We start from the raw sequence: 20,107 nt of genomic DNA, 5'->3' as shown, positions 1-20,107 counted from the left end.
ACCAGATTCGCGTTCTCGTCTTCCGCACCAGCCTTAAGATCGGCCACGTCTACAATGGTCGCCTTACCGGATTCCGCGACGTTCAGCGGGATATCGCCAGCCGCAGCTACGGTAATCAGCACCTGATCCTGTTGTAATGCAAAGTCGAGGATCTGCCGCCGCCGGGTTTCGTCAAGCTGTGCAAAGACATCATCCAAAATGACAATGGGTTTGACCTGTTGTACTTCAACGATTTCGTTGAACAACGCCATTTTCAAAGCCAGCGCCATGGTCCACATCTCGCCGTTGGAGGCGAATTCGCGGGCGGGCATGCCGTCAAGTGTCAAGGTCATATCGTCGCGGTGCGGACCGATAAGGTTGCGCCCACGTGCGATTTCGCCGGCATACAACCGTTGGTAATGCTTGCTGATCTCCGGTTCCGGCTGCTCGAAATCGAGCACTTCCTCGAATGAAGGTGCGTACTCCAACCCTGCGTGCTGCGGTTTGCCGGCAAGTTCGTCATAAATGCGTGAAAAAGGCCCAGCCAAATGTTCAATCAATCCGGCGCGGGCACGGGTCAGAGTAACCCCAACACCAATGAACTGCCCAGTCCATATTTCCAGCCCGTTAAGTGCGGCATTCTGCGCATCGGCAGGTTCGCCGCGTTGTCCAAGTTGCTTCAAAAGCGTAGCCCGCTGCTTGGCGATTTTGTTGGCATTGGAAAGATTGGCGGCATAACCGGGAATCAACAACGATCCTGCTTGGTCAAGAAATCCGCGTCTTCCGGCCGGATCGCCCGCCACCAATCGTTGGTCGTCAGGCGTAAACGAGACGCTGGGCACCTTGCCGACGATATCGCGCATATAGAGCGAATTCCCGCCGTTGATGCGCCCTCGATTGGCTCCCCGCGCAGCAATGGTCACCTCATAAGTGGTTTCACGAGTCGTATTCTCGGCGACAGGGTTCTGATTTCCAGCGTTCTCGCCGGTTTTATTGGCTCCCTCATTCTCGGCAGCTTGATGAACATCACTTTCGACTTCGACAAAAACCGGCTCAGTCTCATCATCTTCATCAACATTGGCACGAATGGTCGCCTTGGTTTCGCCTCGTTCGATTAGCGGCAACGAACTGGAGACGCGGTGGCTGGAACCGGTGGAAAGCACTTCGACGGCTTCCACGATGTTGGTCTTGCCCAGTCCGTTCGCGCCTTTGAGGATGGTCACCCCGGACGTGAAATCGACGACAAGGTGCGACCATGAACGGAAATGGTCAAGCGCCAGCCGCGAGATATACACCCGAACCCCTTACCTTGTCTTTTTGGATAACAATAAACCTTAAAAGAAAAATATCTTACGATGTGCAACTAAATTAGTGAACATCGTAAGATAAATTTCATACTTCAAGAAATCAGTTGAACCGCATCGGCACGAGCAGATAGCGATAATCCATCGATTCATCGGAATCTGCTTCTTGTTGCCCGTTGAACTCGACCGGCTTGACGGCGGTGGTCATCTTCATCCGCACGAACGGCTCGGTAATCGCGCTCAAGCCTTCAATCAGGTATGAAGGGTTGAAAGCGACAGTGATATTTTCGCCGTCCATGTCGATGTCGAGCACTTCCTTGGCCTGGGATTCGTCGGCGGTTCCCGCGGAAAGCGTCAAGGTCTGGCCTTCAAATACCATACGAATCGGTGCATTACGTTCCGCGACTAGTGCCACACGTTTGATAGCGCCGAGCAGCGCTTCCTTGGAAATAACAGCCTCAATCGGGTATTCATCGGAGAACAGCCTATCGACCGCGGGGAATTCACCGTCGATGAGCTGCGAGGTCGAAACGCGTCCGGCATTCTCAAAACCAAGCAATGACGGGCTTTCCGGGTTGAAATCGATAACGACATTTTGGTGTTCGTCAACTGCTCGAGCCACATCGCGCAACAGCGAGCCGCGAACGAGCGTTTCGGTTTCCAAATCGTTGTCCTGCGGGGTCCAGGTGAAGCTGGAACGGGAGAGACGGAAGCGATCCGTCGAGGTCATCACGACTTTCTCGCCGTTGAACTGGATACGAACACCGGTCAAAACCGGACGATTTTCCTCGTGGGAGACTGCGACCGAAGCCTGTGAAACCGCCTGAACAAAAGTCGGCGCATCAACCTGGCCGAGCATGGCCGGGGCTTCGGGGAGATCCGGGTATTCGGATTCCGGCATGAGCTGCAGGTTGAATGTCGACTTGCCCGAGGTAATGGTTAGTGTCGTCTCGGTGGTGGAAAGATAGGCTTTTTCCTGCGGCAGCGACTTGGTGATATCGGCGAGCAGTTTGCCTTGAACCAGCACTTTTCCGGCTTCGTCGACGCCCGCTTCGATGTGGTGGCGGGCGGAAATCTCATAGTTGAAGGCGGAAAGTTGCAAAGTTCCGTCTGCGGCTTCGAGCTTGATGCCGGCAAGAATCGGGTTGGCAGGTCGTGCGTCGATGACACGGGTAGTCCATGCAACCGCGTCCGCAAGTGCGGTGGAGTTGATTTCGACTTTCATAATGCTCCTACTTTGGGTGATAACTGGTTTCTATTCTAGTTGCTTCTTTTTATCGTGAGATACAGATTCAACTTGTTCGCGTCGCTGACAATGATGAAACGTAAGTTTGTTCTAGTAATCAGGATAATAAGCACGGTGAATATGTGGATAACCTCTTAAACCACTTACGAACAGCGTTATCCACAGCATGAGAGCATGTGGATAACTAAGAGAGGAATTGTGGATAAAACGTTAAGTTATCCACCGCAGAGGTTTCGCGCTTTTTCTGTCCACACTTTTTGAAGAGTCGTCCACGACTTTTCCACAGGGTTTATCGGTGGTATCCACGACTTATCCGCCGAGTTTACCCCCATTTGTGAATAACTATGTGGATAAATTTTCCTGAATTTCTTTCCACAGTCGGTGTGTCGCTCAGTGGATAAGGTAAAAACAGTGTCAATTTCGGTCTCTACGGCCTTCTCTCAGATGCTCTTTTTTGAACGCGTGCACGAAAACGAAAGAATGACGACTGAGCGAAAAACGTTAAACAGTGTAAACTATTTTTTTGCGCAAAATCGCATGTTTCTTGTATATTCGTGTGCCGATTACTCGTCACTGCTTGTTGCGTTGTTTTTCCTCTTGCAGGTGTAAAGGTACCCTGCTATAAGGCATGCAATCGTGATGATAAGCACAAGCCCAATCATCCATGACCAAGCAGCGGGATGCCTTGATGAGGCGCTCCTTGCGCCGGCTGTGGTCTTGTCCCTTTGACGATGGTGCGCATCACTGTTTTGATTGCCATTTTGGGAGCCGTGCAGAGAAGGCTGCGTATCATTGCTGCGTGCGTTGAGGATTGCACCGTTGAAGTCATTGGATTCGTCGACATTTGTCGATTGCTTCTTGCCGGACGGCGACGGCACCTGTCGGCGTTGTAACGACGATGGTGAATCTTGGTTGTTGCCGTTCGATGAGCCGTCTGACTTCTTGTCGCTGTCGGCCGAAGATCCATTGCCTTTATCTTTTGCGTTTTTGACTGTATCATCCTTGCCGTTATGGCTGCTGTTTTCCTCTTTTTTGCCTTCGGTGTTGCTATGTTCACTATCGCTGGTGATGCCCGAGTCACTGCCAGACGGCGTTGGCTCAAGGCCGGCGATAGTGTCGATCAGATGCTGCCAGGCGTTGTCGATGATGTCTTGGGTGGTGTTCGAGTCGTTCTGCGTATCTTCCGCGAGATCCAGGGCGCCAAGGAAATTTCTCCAGGCCGTTTCATCGTATCTACCGTCTTTATTGCCTGTTCGTTTCTTGTTCTCAGCCTCTTTGATGGTATCGCTTAATACGGTTTTGTCATGGCCGTTGTGGTTTTGGCGTACCAGACTTTTCATGGCTTGTGTCAGGTTCCTGACGGCTGCGGATATTTCATCTTGAGTCGAGTTGTGGTTGTCGAGTACGTTTTTTGCGGCTGTCAGGGCGTGCTGCAGGCTATTCCATGAGTCGCTGGTGTAGTCGTTTTGAGTGAGTCTGCCGGCTTGGTCGACCAGTATCTGCAAAGGGGACTTGTCAAGTTTTGATCGTGCATCGCAGAGGTTGGCGAGAGTCGTGTCGACGTTGGTTTGCCCCTTGCTGCCGTCGGCGAGCACGTTCCCCGCGGCGTTCAGGGCCGTCTGGAACGCGTTCCACGTGGCATTGGTGTAATAATGGTCATTCGTTATGCCGGAATCGACAATGTATTCGTCGTTGAGACTTCTGGAATCCCTGTTCCTGTTCCAGTTGGCTTTCAGTGTCACGCTATCCGCGGTAAGGGTGACGGTATCGCCTGCGGGGTAGATCCTGTTGGCCACCGCGTCCTTCCAGCCTACGAAGGTGAAGTCTTTGGTCTCGTGGCCTCCGTTGGAGTAGGTGATGGTGTTGCCGGGAAGCGTGACTTTCATTTCACGATTGGCGACATACGCTGTTCCCCCGTCCCCGTCGGGCAGGTTAGCGTCAGCATTATATCCGAGGGCGACCAGCGGATTTGGCGCAGTCGATGGTGCGGTGGTCGACGAATATCCATCTTCTGGTGCCTCGTTGTCCAGCAGCGCAACGCGCTTTATTTGCCGGAGGTAAGTGCCCTTCACATCGGTAGAGGCCGCATTGACGTGGTCGATTAGCTGGGAGGTGGTGTATGACGCATCGTGGTCGAAGCTGACATATGGGCTGGTCACCTGTGTCCAGGTGAATCCGGTCGCGGCGACAGGAAAACTGTCACTGCCCAAACGAGTTGTCAAACTGACGGTCAGTTGGGTGAGGTTGGCAGGAAGTGTAATCGGGGTGGGGGCGGCCTGGCCCGGTGGCAATGGAGATCCTGGAGAAATCTCGGTTTTGGTCATGTCCCAGGTGGTCAGGTCCAGTGTGGTCAGAGGGCTCGTCGCGAACATGTTGTGCATGTACTTCACCTTGCCGGTCCTGAACGCGCTGAGGCCCTCGATGTTGCTTACGTTGGCGTTCGCGAACATGCTGTCCATGTTTTCCACGTTTTCGGTGTCAAAAGTGGACAGGTTGAGATCCATGGGCGTGTTGTTTCCGCTGTTGAGTCCGGCGAACATGCCCTGCATATTTTTGACGCTGCTGGTATCGAAGCTGCTGAGGTTCAGTTGATTGAGGAGATGGTCGCCGTAAAACATGTTCTGCATGTTGGTGACGCCGAGAGTAATGAACATTCTCAGGTCAAGATCTCGCATGGATACATTGCCGTAGAACATGTTTCCCATATCGGTGACGCTTGTGGTGCTGAAGTTGCTGATATTAAGGTATTGAAGGGCGATATCGCTGGCGAACATGCTGTTCATGTTGGTCACGTTGCTGGTGTTGAAGCCGGCGAGGTCGATGCGTTGAAGCGCTGTATCGCCCATAAAGAGGAAGGCCATGTCGGTCAGCTGCGAGGAGTCCACCAGACTCGCGCTCGTGAATGTCACCAGGTTGGGTTTGGAGCTGAGATTGAGGCTAGTAGTATCGCTGAATACGGTCTTGGAGGGGCCTGCGAAGGTGACATGCTGCACCTCGTTGCTCACGGCATTGGGCATCGCGTTGTTGGTGCCCTCGGCTTTGACGGTCAGGGTGCAGCCTTCAAAAGTGTCGGATTTTCGCCATCCGGCATGCCCGTCAGTAGCCGGGGCGGAGAATGGTGCGACACAAGGTATTGGTTGGAGAGTGTCCTGAACGTGGACTTGGGAATGCGTCTCGCCGGAACCTGTGTCGATTCCGTCGGCGTTGGCCAGCACAGGTGCCGTCAGTGAGGCGATTGCCGCCAGCGCGCCGATCGCGGCTTTCCAATTGTTCTTCATGAACTTCCTTCGTCGTTCTTCCCACTTGGCGCATGACATCTTTGATTTCACCTGTTACGACCTGTGAGTATTACAAATAAATATTATATTGTATTGCCTTAGATCCTCGAGCTTCTGATGCATAGTGTAATGTGCCGGCAGAGTGATGTTTTTAGGGGGATTCCGGGCTTTTTATGACGTTTTGCAACGAGGTAATAGACAGTTCGCTACTTTTTGTTTTCAATTTGTAGACAAATATCTATATCCGGTAGACGTTTGTCTATTTATCAAGAAAACGGAGAAAATCCGCACTGCGATACGTTCTCAATGTTGAGAAATTAAAATTCACCATATCTTTACTATTGTCCAACCTTTGAATGGTCTTTTTGCTTGGTTGCAAGCGGAATGGTGCAATTGACAATCCACGAATCGTCTTCGGCCGCCGTCTCGAACGTGCCACCCATGGCTTCCACCGAATCCTTATGCAACCCAAGTCCTTTGCCGTGTTCCACTCCCTTGAGTTCGAGGCCCGAACCGCTGCAATCGTTTGTTTCCGTGATGCGCAGCCATCCGTTTTCGAGTTCGGCGACAAGCGCATAACCGTCGATACCAGGGCTTGCGTGCCGAACAATGTTGGTATAGATCTCGGTAAGCAGGTGGTTCGCCATCCCTATGGACTCCATATTCGCCTTTTCGCCTTTACCCAGGCCGCCGCGCACCTGCGATATCCCGGTATAGCCGAGGGCGTGAAGCGACGAATCCTCGTGGGCGAGCCGTGCGACCAGCCATCCGTGAACATCGCGGGTGGCGTCATTGAACTCGTTGGGTGTGTTGCCGGTGCCGTTGAGCAGATCGATGACCTCTCCGATGTTGTCGAACGCATCCTGAGCCGCGCGACCCACCAGTTGCAAGGTTTGGTTCGTCCATTTCCTGTTTGGGTCGTCGGTGAGCAAAATGATGGTGGAAAGCTCGTTGGTGATGGAGTCGTGGATGGCCTCGGCAAGTATGCCATCGTAGTGTTCCTTGTTGAGCTGGGTCGTTTTCGTCAACAACTGGCTGTTGATCCATGCCGCATGGTTCAGCCCCTGTTGACGTCTGGCATACCGTCCGATTTTCCATGGGGCAAGAGTAAGGAGTGCCATGGTCAGTATGCGGGCCAATATGTCGTGTTCGACCAGGATGAGATCGCCAAGAAACACCACGGTCATGGCCACGCACAACCAGAGGCTCCAATGCCGGCCGCGCCGCGAATAGCCCAGCAGGATGCCGCTGCAGACGGTCATGATGTAGGCGGCCACATGAGGGATTCCCGGTATCATGATGAGGCTTACGGCCACGATGAACGCGATTGCCGCGCCTGCGGTCGGCAGGAACACCATGAGCAGCGATAGCAACGCCATGAGCGCGGTCATCGGCAGCGAGAGCGACGGAGCATAGGGGGAGGGTATGAATGTCGAGACGATTATTGCCGTCAGGCTGATGGCGATGGTGGGTGCCGTAAACCGGTCAAGACGAAGGCTGTGACTGACTTTGCCGTTTGTTTTAGCGGTTATTTTGCGGTTTGTTTCGGTGCGTGGTCCGTGGGTGGTTTCCGTGGCCGGCGCGACGGCGTCATGAATGTCGGCTGAGGCCTTGCACCTATTGGATATGGGCCTGTGTTGCAAGACGGTATGCGTTGCCGTTCGCGATGTCGTCGGCACCCCTTGTCGCGCCGGATTTTCGCGTTTTTCCTTGATTCTTGGCATGCGCAGGAGATGCACTATTCGCGCCACCTTGCCGTATGTCGCTGTCCCGTTGCCAATCGGCTCACCGGCGTCGGAAATCTCATCGAAGAGATTGATGACCTGATGCATCTCGTTCAGTGCCTTTTTCGCTTCTCCTGCGATGCGTTGGCGCCCGTCGGCGGTCAGTGCTTCGGCTTGGCCGGCAAACACGTTGATGGATTTCAGCTCTTCCATGACCTTGTTGTGCAGAGTTGCCGCCATTCGGCGGTTCTGACGCGTCGCCTCGAGCCGTATGGTGGCCCGACGCAGTTCGTCCTCCTTGCGCATGGTGCCGCGCATATCGCTCTGCTGTCTGGCAATCATGCCCAGAATCCAGGGGAAAATGATTACCAACATCACGCCGAGCAGCCCGCTGTCCATCGCATATCTTGGTTTTCCGGGTGCCGCATTATCGCTGACGAGCGTGATGATGATGGCGATTGCCAACGAAATCGGCATCAGACACGCCAGTTTTTTCCAGCGTTTGAGATACCCCAACATCAGCTCGGAAGCGATCAGCATCACCAGTACATCGGTCAGCACAAAATTCGCAATGGTGTCATTACCTTGTTGCTGGAGTCCATACGAAACATATATGCTGAAAAGTGCTGCCAGAAACGAAGCTATAGCACCGATTGTCGGCACGAACAGGCTGCTGAGCAATGCCGCTATGAGTATGATAACGACAATTCCGGCAGATTCGGCGGAAGCGAATAGGTCGCCGAATATGCTTACAGCCAAAAGAACAATGGTGCCGCAGACCGTTACTGCGATGACGGGTGGCTCGGCCTTGATGCCGTGCCTGAGTTTCTCACTTATGAACCGCAGAGCATCCTTGATGGTGAAAGCCGCTGACGAGCGGCCATCCATCGAGGTGTCGCCTGCTTTGTTCACTTGTGTTCCAACATCCATACACCTACGCCCTGGCTCAACGTGGAAGCACCTAGCTTTTTGATCGCGCGATGTGCGCCGGTGCGTATGGACGATTCGCTGATTTCCATTTCGTCAGCGATCTGCTTGTATCGTTTGCCCTGTGCCAACAGATCCATGATTTTCTTCTCATGTTCCGTCAGTTGGACCTTGTCGTTTGAAGGTTCCCGGCTTATGCGGTTGTATGCCTCTTGGGCGCTCGAAAAATGAACGTCGTTGAATACCGAATAGATGTTGCCCTGCGAGATGGCCTGCAATGCCGTCTGGAGTTGGGGAATATCCGATTTGGAGACCAGACCTTGTGCGCCCGCATCGGCCAGATCCGCCGCGTAATGTTCCAATGAGTAAGAGGTGATGCCCAGCACTTTCACCTTCGGTGTTACCTTGCGAATGGCGTGGCAGACTTCAGGGCCGGTATAGGTCGAACTCAGCGACATGTCGAGAATGAGTATGTCGGGCATCGAGGCGGGTTCCGTTGCTTTGGCAATGGTGTCGGTGGCCGATGTGGAGCTCCATATCACGATGGAGTCGGGCACGGTATGCGGCAGAAGATTTGCGAGCGTCATCAGGGCGAAGTTGTCATTGTCGGTGACGGCGATACGTAATGGTCGCGTCCTGCCGGCCTTGTTGTGCACATTCTGGGACGCGAGGACGTCATCTTGTCGGACGGAGGTATCCCCTGTACTGCTATACATCGTGCACTTCCTTTGTGTTCTCTGTTCCGTTGTGTAAGTATGGCATGCTTATACAGTGTTTATAGAAATGTAAAACGGAAAACGATAAACAGAATCGTCAATCCTTTTAAACCGATTTCCCTTATTCCAATAGACTATTATAGTCGGTTTTAAGCCATTTTGTCGTTGTTTTTGAAATACGAATTCGTCCCACCGAATGGTTGGTTCGATGGGACGAATTCACACGGGTGACGTATCTGGGGACACGCAGACCGTCACCAGGTTGCTGGCATCAGACTTCCGTACGATGCTGGGCAGTGGGTTCTCCGTTCTCGGACTCACGGTTGCGTGCATACCAAACGCCGAAGCAAACCGCCGCGACGATGAGTACCAGCAACAGGAGCCACAGCCAGTTGAACCCATGTGAGGTCTTCGTAGCAGGGGTGGCGACTGCTGTTTCGCAACGAGGGATCTTTGCCATATCGACGCTGCCATCCGAGGTTGTCCATGCAGACATCTCGACGATGTCGCCATCGCTGTTCACACAGACCTTGGAGCCGCCTCGCTTGGACTTGCTGCCGCTATTGGAGTCCTTCATGGAATCACGATTGCTGGAACCGTTGGATCCGTCGGAGGAGTTCGTGTTCGAACCGTCGGTTGCATTCGGATTCACGCCATTGGCACCGTTCATGCCAAAAGTCCCGTATGGCAGTCCACGATAGAGATAAATCGGGGAGCGACCTGCAACCAAAACACCTTGTCCGCCGTTGCCTGCGCCGTTACCGGAACCACCGTTACCGGACCAGTTTCCGCCGTTACCGCCGTTTCCGCCGTTGCCGCCGTTGCCAGCGTTGCCACCGTTGGAACCGGAACCGCCGTTACCGCCGTTGCTGGAACCGCCGTTGCTGGAACCGCCGTTGCCGGAACCGCCATTGCCGGAACCACCGTTACCGGTGTTGGAACCAGCATTCGTTGGCTGAAGGTTGGTCACAGCGTCGATCAGGTTCTTCCAGGCTTGGTCAATGACAGCCTGAACGGCGTTCGGGTCACTCTGCACCTTCTTCGCATCTGCAAGTGCTTGGGCGAAATGCTTCCAAGAATCTTCCGTGTACTTCGATTGGTTTGGAATCTGCTTGTTGGCTTGCTTAATGATTTCGTCCAGAACCGTCTTATCGCCCTTGGCGACGAGGTTGCCTTTGGCGTCATCGAGTTGGTGCTTGGCTTGGTCGACCTCTGCCTTGGAGGGTGCGGGCGTCTTGCCGATCACGTCTTTGGCGTGGTCGATGGCGGCCTGCACGGGCTTCCATGACTCGTCGGTGTACTTGCCCTTGTCCTTACTGATTGCGTCGATCTCGTTGGCGAGGTCTTGGCGACCGTTGGGTGTGAGGTTGCTGACGGCGGTGATAAGGTCGGAAAGCGCCTTGTTCACGTCTTTCTGGGTCGCGTTCTTGTCGTTAAGCACCTTGTTAGCTTGCTGCATTGCGGCGGTAAACGCTGGCCAGTTAGCGGGATCGAAGTCAGCTTCTTGCTTCGCCTGGTTCTTGTTGTACAGGTCCTGCAGCGTGCTCTTGTCAGGAATCTCGGTCAGACCGTTCAAGGCGTTCTGCAGATCTTGCTTGGCCTTGTCGATTTGATCCTGAGTGGCATCAGCAGGTAGCTTGGTAGCTGCGGTGATGGCATCCTGGACTTTGTCCTTGCTGTTCGGAGTGTACTTGTCCTTGCCCTTGTCGAGCTCGTCCTTGGCTTGGCTAATCAACTCATCTAGGGCGTTGTGATCGCCCTTGGCGACGAGGCCGAGCTTGGCCTGGTCGAGCTGTTGCTTGGCCTGGTCGACGTCCGCCTTGGAGGGTGCGGGTGTCTTGTCGATCACGTCTTTGGCGTGGTCGATGGCGGCCTGCACGGGCTTCCAAGAGTCGGCGGTGTACTTGTTCTTGTTCTCGTCCATGTTGGTAGCGTTGACATCGTCAACGAGGTCTCCACGGCCGTTGGGCACAAGGTTGTTGATGGCAGTCGCAAGGTCAGCCAAAGCGGCGTTCACGTCCGATTCGGTTGCATCCGGATTGCCGAGAACTTCTTCGGCATGTGTCAATGCGTTCTGGAACGCGGGCCACAGACTCGTATCCGTCGGGTCGAAGTCGGCCTTATTCTTGTCCTTGTTCTTGTCGTACAGGTCCTGCAGCGGCTTCTTGTTGCCTTTTTCAACGAGGTTGTCCAAGGCGTTTTGCAGATCCTGCTTGGCCTTGTTGACTTGGTCTTTGGTAGGATTGTTGTCCTCAAGAACCACCTTGGCTGCATTGATGGCCTGCTGTACCTTGTCCTTGCTCGTTGGGGTGTACTTGCCGTCCGTCTTGTCCTTGTTGAGCTTATCCTCAGCCTGGTTCACGGCAGTTTGTAGTGCGGACTTGTCAGCCACGAGGCCGGCGAGCGCGTTGTTCAGATCATTCTCGGCAGTTAAGACGTCGGACTTGCTGGCTTCAGGATTGGCAACCACGGCGGCTGCCTTGTCCAGCGCATCTTTCAGTGCTTGCAAGGAGTCAGCGGTGAAGCCGTTCTTATCCTTACCTTTGACCAAGGCGATGTCTGCTTCCAACTTGGACTTGTCGACCTTGAGCTTGCTCATCGCATCATTCAGGGCATCGAGTGCCGAGCCGATGATGGATGCAGAAGCGGTATCGTCCTTGTCCACGGCTGTGGCGTTAGCAAGTGCGCTTTGTAGAGCTTGCCAGGAATCATCGGTATAGCCGGGCTGCGTCTCCTGTTTGGCCTTGTTGATGGCTTCTTCAAGAGCAGTCTTGCTTGGCTTGAGCTTGTTGATGGCGTTGCTGATGCCGTCGATGGCTCCGTTCACCTCATCCTTGGAGGGATCAGGCTTGCCGGCGATTTCCTTGGCGTGGTTGATGGCTTCTTGCAAAGCATCCCAGGTAGGCTTGGTGTATTTGTCCTTGTCCTTGTCCGCGGGCACATTGCTGATGGCAGTATTGAGAGCGCCCTTGTCGCCCTTCTCCTTCATACCGTCCATGGCGTTGAGCAAATCGTTCTGTGCCTTGTTGATATCGGCTGCAGAAGAGTTGTCATTAATGTCCTTGGCCTTGTTGATCGCATCTTGTAGAGCAGCCCAGGAATCATTGGTGTAGTTATCACCAGAAGGATACTTGGTTTGGGCTCTGTTGATCAAAGCGGTTAGGTTGCTGCGATCCACCCTGGGCTTCAGATTGTCTTTGGCCTTGTTCAGCGCGGTCAGTGCAGCCTGCAGGTCCTTGTTGGAAGCGACATCGGGTTCGGTCTGTTCGACCTTGCCCTCTGCGGCGGCGATAGCGTCCGTCATATCCTTCCAGGAATTCGGCGTGTAGATGTTATCTGACTTCGGAGCGGCGGCAATGCTTTGCTCGATCTTGTTGATCAGTTCCCAGCGGTCGCTGTGCTTGAGTCCCTGCAGTGCCTTATTGACATTGGCGGTGTCGCTGTTGACTTTCGTCTGGCTGGCTTCAGGATCCTTGTTGGTCTTGTCGGCCGCGGTGAGCGCGTCCTGCAAGGCCTGCCAAGTGTCATTGGTGTAATCGAGCTTGTTGAGCCCGGAGGTGCTGTTGATGGCGGACTGCAGCAGCGACTTGTCGGCGCGCTCCTTCATGCCCAGCACGGCCTTGTTCAGGTCTGTGATGGCTTTCTGGATTTGTGCGTCCGTGGCCTCATCGTCAATGGCAGTGAGCGAACCATTGTAAATCGGGCCCCTGTCGGCTGCTGTTCCATCACCCCACAGTCCCTTCCAGGAGCTGGGCGTGTACTTGTCCTTGTCTGCGGCGGGGAATTGGGTTCGGGCGTCGTTCAGCAGTTGCTTCAACGCATCGTTGTTGGCTTTGGCCTTCAACGCATTGAGCTTGAATTCCAACAAGTTGTATGCCGCGTTCAGGTCAACTACATTTGCGTCCGTGGGATTCGAAAGATCCTTCTGGTCGGCAAGCACCTTCTGGGCCTTTTCTTTGGCGTCGGTCATTCCACCCCATGAACTCGGTGTGTAGGGGTCCTTGCTTGCAGGAACCTTGGCCAGCAAGCCATTGAGACGATCCAGCGCGATCTTCCAAGCACTGGGCTTCATAGCGCCCATCGCAAGTCTCAGAGCGTAACTCTTGGCGTTGATCTGGTCCTGCGTGAGGTTGGCGTTCTCGCCTTCGCCCTTGTTGGCGGTTATGGCGTTGTTAAGCGCATCTTGCAACGGAGTCCAAGTATCTTTCGACCAATTCTTTTGGTCGCTCGAAGGATAGTTTTGCTGGGCTTCGTTAATCAGGTTGTTGAGTTCAGTCCTGTCGGGCTTGTTCACCAGCTTGTCTTTGAGCGCGGAGAGCTTTGTGGTTTCCGCAGCGACTTGCGCGTCAGTGGCGTTCAGGTTGTCATTGACGGCCTTGGCCTTGGTCACCTCGTCCTGGAGGGCTTTCCAAGGGCCCGGCGTGAACTTCTTTGAGTCCATTCCGGCGATTTCGCTGAGCAAGTTTTGCAGATCAGTTTTATCTGCGCGCTCCTGTAGCTTGTTCATCGCCTTGTTCAACGCTGCCGTGAGGGCATCGACATCGTCTTGCGAAGCGGTTTCCTGTTTGTTGGCAACGGCATCCTTTGCGTTTCCGAGAGCTGTTTCAAGCGGTGTCCACGAATTAGGCGTGTAGTCGTCCTGCTTGTACTTGTTCGCTTCGGTGATGGCATTGTTGAGAGCGGTGAAATTAGCTTTCTTCTTCAGACCAGTAATGGCATTGTTCAGCGTATCGAATGCATTGCTGACTTGTTGATCCGTAGCGTTTACATCGTCCAGAACCGTTTGTGCTGTATCTTTGGCACCAGGCAATTTTTTCCAAGTGTCCTTGGTGTAGTCACTCTCTTTCAGCTGGTTTGCTTGGTTTATGAGCACCCGAAGTCCCTCTTTGCCGGCTTTCAGCTGCAGCTTGTCCTTCGCGTTCTTAAGGTTAGTTCGAGCCGTGTCAACGGCATTCTGATTCTTGCTGCCGTCGCTGAGCACATTCTTGGCCGCGTTCAGAGCATTCTGGAATTCTTGCCAGGTTTTCTCGGTGTATGCCCCCTGAGTGAGGGATTTATCCTCGTTGTAGTCATTATGCAGGCCGCGGGAATCACGGTTCTTGGTCCATTGTGCCTTAAGGGTCTTGTCGCCGGAGTTCATGTCGACTGCTTCACCGACGTTGTAAGTCTTGCCGTTGCCGTCGGACCACCCGCTGAACGTGAAGTCTTTAGTGTCGACATGGTCTGTGTACTGGACGGAGAATTCGTTTTTGGGGATATTGACAGTCTGGTAGCGCGGGCCATAGGTCGAGCCGTCTGGTGTGGTGTCTCCGTCATAACCGTCGCTCTGTATCGGAGCCATCGAGCCAGCCAGTGTGTATCCGTCTTGTTTGTCGCTTTGCAGGGTGAGAGTATGTTGCTGCTTAATGACGTACGTACCAAAAGTACCGGAATTGTGGCTATCAACTCGTGACGCCAATGCATCAGGGCTGTAGAAGGTGTCATGGTCGGCTGAACCAGGCAATGCCTGTGCCCACTTGCTGGAAGAATCTTTGAAGCTTAAGGCCTTCAGACTCGTTTCCGGGCCAGTGGTGATTTGCTTAAGGTTATCGGGAAGGCTAATCGGAGAACTGACATGGATCATGTTCCACTTCGAAAGATCCAGCTTGTTCAGCACTACGTTTGCTGTGAACATGCCGGTCATCAATTTCACCTTGGAAGTGTTGAGATTTTCCAGACCCTTGATGTATTTCACCTTGCTGGATTCGAACATGCTGGTCATGTCTTCAACATTCGCGGTATTAAACTGCGACAAGTCCAGATCTGCTGGTTGCTGATTGTAGCTATTTATACCTACGAACATGTGGCTCATGTCAGTTACACGGGAAGTGTCGAACTTATCCAACCCTGTGATGTTGTGAAGATGGTAAGTGGCTGAGAACATGCTGTCCATGTTGGTGACTTTTGATGTGTTGAAGCCGCTGAGGTCGATATCTGTCAGCTTGCCGTCCATACCGAACATGGTGTCCATGTTGGTGACTTTTGATGTGTTGAAGCCGCTGAGGTCGATGTTTGTCATTGCGGTGTCGGCGTAGAACATCCATGACATGTTAGTGACGTCAGATGTATCCACAAGTCCGTTGCTCCGGAACGACAGCAGATTAGGTTTCAACTTGAAGGCTTGTGTGGCTGAGACGTTGTCGAGTTTGGTCGGTGTAGTTCCCGAGAAGGTGACGTGTTGTACATCGTCGGTCACTTCACTCTTCTCGGTGCCGGCATCGAATCTGATCTTATTGTTTGCGCCTTCGGCCGTGAAGGTCATCGTGCAGCCGTCCGCGCCGTCGGTCTTCTGCCATCCAGCATAACCGCCGTCCGCTGGTCTGCTCTTCGTACCTGCGCAAGGTATGGCCGCTTGCGTCCCTACAGTGTTTGTCGCCTGGCTTTGTGACTGCCCCGGGTCAGAGCCCTGGATGTTGTTGGCATCGGCTATCGCCGGTGCCCCCAACGTGGCGATCGCGGCCAGTATACCGACCGCGGCTTTCCATGATTTTCTCATTTTCTTCCTTCCTTGATTCCGCGTCATTTTCAGAGACGTGGAACCTTTCTCTCGCGCGCGAGACAGGTCATTTGTAAAACAAAAAACGTTACGATATGTAAGATTATCTGCCTCACGTTTATCGGGATTCAATGTGAAAATAGATATAAATTAAGCCGATGAATAGTTTAAAAGCGTAAAAAAAATATCAAGATAGACAAAGCGCTATTTTTATTTTTGGCAAGTGGACAATTGTCTAATTGTGTGACAAATGGCTAATAGCTGTAATCGCCCCTGAATTTTCGTCGTTTGGAAAAAATTTTACAGAAAAATCACAATTTAAGTAAGAGATGCCGTTGCTATTGTGTCAATACAAGCGGAATAGTGCAATTGACGATCCATGAACCGTCTTCGTCGACGGTCTCCATCGTGCCGCCCAAAGCCTCGATAGACTGTTGATGCAGTTCCAGACCTTTGCCGTGAGCGATCTGCGTAAAACCCGCAACAGGATCACTGTAATCATTGGTTTCAGTGATGCGCACCTGCCCTTCGCCGAGCTCGACGACAACCACATAACCGTCGATGCCGGAGCGTGCGTGGCGAATGATATTCGTGTAGATTTCGGACAGCAAACGATTGACGGTTTCCACTGCCTTTGCGTTGATTTTACGTCCCTCAACCAAGTCGCCGCGCACTGTTGAAATGCCGGAGTATCCAAGCGCATGAAGCGACGAATCCTCTTGGGCGCAGCGGTTGACCAACCATTCGCGTATGTCGCGGCTCTTCGCCTCGGACGTCACGGTTTGCTTCTTCTCGCCGTTGAGCAGCTTGACCACTTCATTGATGTTGCCAAGTGCGCCAGATGCCTTACGATTCACCGTGTGCAGAGTCTGGGCGGTCCAGGGTTTGGCGACATCGTCGGTGAGCAGAATGATCGAGGAGAGCTCGTTGGTGATGGAATCATGGATGGCTTCGGCAAGCATGCTGTTGTAACGTGCGTTGTCGAGCTGAGCGGTTTTCGTCTCCAGTTTCTCATTGTTGCGCATCGTCTGGTTCAGGTTTTCCTGGATCCTGAAGAAGCGTCCTATCAATACAGGGTTGATGTACATCAACACCAGCATCAATATGGTGCCGATACCGCCGCGGCCCATCATGGCAAAGCCGTAATAAAGTGCTATGCTCGTCGCCGCGCACACCGCGACGCCCCATGTCTCGTTGCGTCGTAAATATCCCAGCAATATCCCGCTGGCGATGGCCAATATGAACACCGCTGCTCTTGCGGTTCCGGGTATGAGGATGCAGATTCCGCTGGCGACAAAAGCCGCGATGGCTCCGCCGGTCGGCAGAAACATTGCGGAAAGTAGCAGCAAATCCGATACGATGGTTTGCCCCACCGTTGTTGAAAGCACGGTTCCTGGGTCGCCCGCGATTCCCGACACCGTGACCAGTGCGACGCCGATTGCTATGACCGTCGTCGACAATTTGTCGCTCCGGATGCGGTTGGTGGCGGTGGACGATACGTTTGTGATGTCTCGGTTTGCATGCTGTGAGCTGATGCGGATGGTGGATTGCGCCATTCTTTGCCTTTTGTGCCATCCGTGGATTCGGCGGACGATTGCGGCTGGTCTATACGATACCGGCCGTGCCGTCGCCACCTGCGTATCGGTGTTTGCTGCATGGCTTTGGCCCTTGATTGTATTGCTGCAGTGATTTGACGTCTCGCTGCCTTGTTGGCTGTCCAAGAGATTGATGACTTTGTGTATTGCGTTGAGTGCTTTTTTCGATTCTTCGGAAATCTGCACGCGGGCAGTATCTGCTGGATCTTGGGGCATCCTCGTCAGTTGGATAATGGACTTCAGTTCTTTGGAAACGGAATTCTGGATTGCTCTGGTCATCTCGCGGCCGCGCTCCACCTGCTCGAGTTGCATCGTGGTTTGTTGCAATTGATCTGCAGCCTGGGCCGCCTTGCGGATATCTTGCTGTTGCATGGCGAGGCGGCCCAGCAGCCAGGGGGAGAGGAACAGGAGGACTATGCCGAAAAGCCCTGTTGCCATGGGGCTGTTGGCATCTTGGACGACGATATTGTCGTAGAAGATGTTGCCCATTCCGGCGACCGTAAATGCTAGGGGCAACATGGAAGCCAGTTTTTTTCGCCGTTTTTCACACCCCAACATAAGGCCTGAGCCGATCAGCGTGATTATGATAATCGTCAGCAAAGAAGTCGAGATCGTATAACCGTTGTGTATCTGGGAGGCGCTTGCCGCCAGTGTCGCCCCCATTGCCGCGACCATGGCCGTCATGGGTGCGGCCAAGGGGAAAAACAGCCCGAAAAGCATAATCACGGACAGCATGAGGGCGGTGATTCCTTCAGCGGCAGGGGGCGTCAGCAGACCAGTGAACAGGCTGATGATCAGGACGATCGCGACGGTGATGAGCGATACGACCACAGTGGGGCGTTCGCCTTTGATGACATGCCCTACCGGCTTCATGACCGCTCAGCCTTCCGGGTGTTGCTTCAAGCGGACGGTCAGCTCCATGACGTAGTTGTAGATCTCCTGCTTTTCCTGCATCTCGTTGGAGATGCGGGTATAGGCGTGCATCACGGTGGTGTGGTCACGGCCGCCGAAGACCTCGCCGATGTCGACCAGGCTCATGCTGGTCATCTCGCGGGCCAGATACATGGCAATCTGCCGTGCCAGCGCGACGTTCTTGGTGCGTGCGCGACCGACGAGGTCGTCGAAAGTGAGGTGGAAGTATTTGGCCACCTGTCCGATGATGTCGGTCGGCTTGATTTCGACGTCGGTGGTGAAGAAGTCCTGCAGGGTTTGCTCGGCCAGAGCGCGCGAAACCGGCTGGTTGCTCAAGCTTGCCACGGCGGTGACGCGGGTCAGCGCCCCTTCCAGCTCGCGGATGTTCTCCGTGAAGCGTTCGGCGATGAGGTCAAGTACGTCGTTGGGGATGTTGGAATGGTTCATCGAAGCCATCATGCGCAGGATGGCGATGCGGGTCTCGAGGTCCGGCGGCTTGACGTCGACGGTCAGGCCTGATTCGAAGCGCGAGATCAGGCGGGCCTCGAAGCCCTTGAGGTTCTTGGGCGCCACATCGGAGGCGATGACGATGCGCTTGCCGGCCTGATAGAGCGCGTTGAAGGTGTGGAAGAACTGCTCGAGCGTGGCTTCCTTGCCGCCCAGGAACTGGATGTCGTCGATCAGGAGCACGTCGACCTCGCGGTAGCGCCGGTTGAATGCGGCGATCTGGCCCTGGCTCTGGTTCGGGGTCTGCAGCGCCTCGATGAACTCGTTGGTGAATTCCTCGCTGGTGACGTAACGGACCTTGAGGCCGGCGTCCTTGACCAGCGCGTAGTTGCCGATGGCGTTCAAAAGGTGCGTCTTACCCAGCCCCGAACCGCCGTAGATACACAGCGGGTTGAAGTCCTTGCCGCTGCCCTCGGCAACTGCCAGCGCCACCGTGCGGGCGAACCGGTTGGAATCGCCGGGCACGAAGGTGTCGAAGGTCGCGTTCTTGTTCAGGTGCGTTTCCGGGTCGCGCGTGGTTTTCTGGTCGTCCACCTCAAACTGCGGGACGGGTTGGGAAACGGGTTGCGGAAGCGACTGGGTTGCGCCGCCAGTAGACCGTGAACCCGACGGATGCGATACCGGGAACGACGATTGCTGCGGGGCCGATGTCGATGTGCGTGCTTGGTTCGCAGGGTTGTTGGGATTGCCAAGGTCGCCCGCGAAATTCGTATTGTTCGCTACGTTCTGGGATTGCCCGTTCGAATTGACCAAGGAGTTGGCATCGTTGCCATTGTTGGCTGCGGAAGTCTGATTTCCTGCAAAATCCGGTTCGTCAAAGGAAAGCTGCGATGCATGTGGGGCGTTGGTCTCGCGCTGGTACTGCTGGTAGGAACCGGTTTGGCCGGTCTGTTCGTTCTGCCCGCCGGTTCCGTTCGACGTATTAGCGGCGCCAAAGCCGTTGTTTCCCGCTACCTGGCTGGGGTTCGTCGGCCTGTTTCCGAAGTTTTGCGATGTCGGATAAGTCGTATTTTGTTCTGGTGCTGCAAAATCGGTATTGTTATTTGCAGTGCTGTTTTCAGGAACGTTTTCCTGCACGTTTTGAGGGCCGTTGGTTTCAGCCCCGGGTTCCGCGATCTTAAAGGCGGGGAACATGTCATGGCCGGTCGCGAGCTTCAGCGCGCCAAGCAGCGCATGGTTGAGTTCGCCTTGCAGGGCTTGTTGGGTTTCGGTATTGGCCACGCAGAGCACAATGGTCGGGCCGAACACGCCTTCAGGCTTGACCCCTTCAAGCCAGCCTTTGCTGCGTGGGGTGATCGAAGTATCCTGACGCAAGACCGCAAGGGCGTCATCCCAAATCCGTATGGCTTGGGTTATAGGGTCGTTCGACTCATCTGCCATGGTG

7 protein-coding genes and 1 pseudogene are annotated in these 20,107 nt (G+C 54.1%); all 8 read right to left on the bottom strand.

Features of this window, described 5'->3' with window-relative positions:
* Window positions 1-11: 11 nt before the first annotated feature.
* A pseudogene (recF, locus tag OZX70_RS00040) lies at window positions 12-1,274 on the bottom strand (DNA replication and repair protein RecF); the annotation flags it as partial.
* 112 nt (window positions 1,275-1,386) lie between these two features.
* Window positions 1,387-2,508 carry a DNA polymerase III subunit beta gene (gene dnaN, locus OZX70_RS00035; protein ID WP_277180918.1) on the bottom strand — a complete coding sequence of 374 codons (1,122 nt, stop codon included), beginning with the start codon at window positions 2,506-2,508 and terminating at the stop codon, window positions 1,387-1,389.
* Between the two features lie 584 nt (window positions 2,509-3,092).
* Window positions 3,093-5,807 (bottom strand): BspA family leucine-rich repeat surface protein, encoded by a 2,715-nt coding sequence (locus OZX70_RS00030; RefSeq protein ID WP_277180916.1) that lies wholly within the window; start codon window positions 5,805-5,807, stop codon window positions 3,093-3,095.
* A gap of 338 nt (window positions 5,808-6,145) precedes the next feature.
* A complete protein-coding gene (locus tag OZX70_RS00025; RefSeq protein WP_277180914.1) occupies window positions 6,146-8,461 on the bottom strand; it encodes a hypothetical protein in 2,316 nt (771 codons plus the stop codon).
* The gene (locus tag OZX70_RS00020; RefSeq protein WP_277180912.1) at window positions 8,440-9,174 is read right to left on the bottom strand and encodes a response regulator transcription factor; all 735 of its coding nucleotides are present in this window, start codon (window positions 9,172-9,174) and stop codon (window positions 8,440-8,442) included. The genes OZX70_RS00025 and OZX70_RS00020 overlap by 22 nt, the downstream gene beginning before the upstream one ends.
* 271 nt (window positions 9,175-9,445) lie before the next feature.
* The gene (locus tag OZX70_RS00015; RefSeq protein WP_277180910.1) at window positions 9,446-15,709 is read right to left on the bottom strand and encodes a BspA family leucine-rich repeat surface protein; all 6,264 of its coding nucleotides are present in this window, start codon (window positions 15,707-15,709) and stop codon (window positions 9,446-9,448) included.
* A 338-nt stretch (window positions 15,710-16,047) separates the two neighbouring features.
* Window positions 16,048-18,177 carry a hypothetical protein gene (locus OZX70_RS00010; RefSeq protein WP_277180908.1) on the bottom strand — a complete coding sequence of 710 codons (2,130 nt, stop codon included), beginning with the start codon at window positions 18,175-18,177 and terminating at the stop codon, window positions 16,048-16,050.
* 6 nt (window positions 18,178-18,183) lie between these two features.
* Window positions 18,184-20,103 (bottom strand): chromosomal replication initiator protein DnaA, encoded by a 1,920-nt coding sequence (gene dnaA / locus OZX70_RS00005; protein ID WP_277180906.1) that lies wholly within the window; start codon window positions 20,101-20,103, stop codon window positions 18,184-18,186.
* Window positions 20,104-20,107: the final 4 nt, after the last annotated feature.

It is taken from the genome of Bifidobacterium sp. ESL0732 (genome assembly GCF_029395535.1).
In the GTDB taxonomy this organism is placed as follows: Bacteria; Actinomycetota; Actinomycetes; order Actinomycetales; family Bifidobacteriaceae; genus Bifidobacterium.
Note: the sequence above shows the minus strand (reverse complement) of the source record. Positions and strands in the feature narration are given on the sequence as shown.

Excerpts from the sequence above, each read along its gene's own strand:
- OZX70_RS00020 (WP_277180912.1), bottom strand. The coding sequence starts at position 9,174 with ATGTATAGCAGTACAGGGGATACCTCCGTCCGACAAGATGACGTCCTC.
- OZX70_RS00015 (WP_277180910.1), bottom strand. The coding sequence starts at position 15,709 with ATGAGAAAATCATGGAAAGCCGCGGTCGGTATACTGGCCGCGATCGCC.
- dnaN (WP_277180918.1), bottom strand. The coding sequence starts at position 2,508 with ATGAAAGTCGAAATCAACTCCACCGCACTTGCGGACGCGGTTGCATGG.
- OZX70_RS00010 (WP_277180908.1), bottom strand. The coding sequence starts at position 18,177 with ATGAAGCCGGTAGGGCATGTCATCAAAGGCGAACGCCCCACTGTGGTC.
- OZX70_RS00030 (WP_277180916.1), bottom strand. The coding sequence starts at position 5,807 with ATGAAGAACAATTGGAAAGCCGCGATCGGCGCGCTGGCGGCAATCGCC.
- OZX70_RS00025 (WP_277180914.1), bottom strand. The coding sequence starts at position 8,461 with ATGGATGTTGGAACACAAGTGAACAAAGCAGGCGACACCTCGATGGAT.
- dnaA (WP_277180906.1), bottom strand. The coding sequence starts at position 20,103 with ATGGCAGATGAGTCGAACGACCCTATAACCCAAGCCATACGGATTTGG.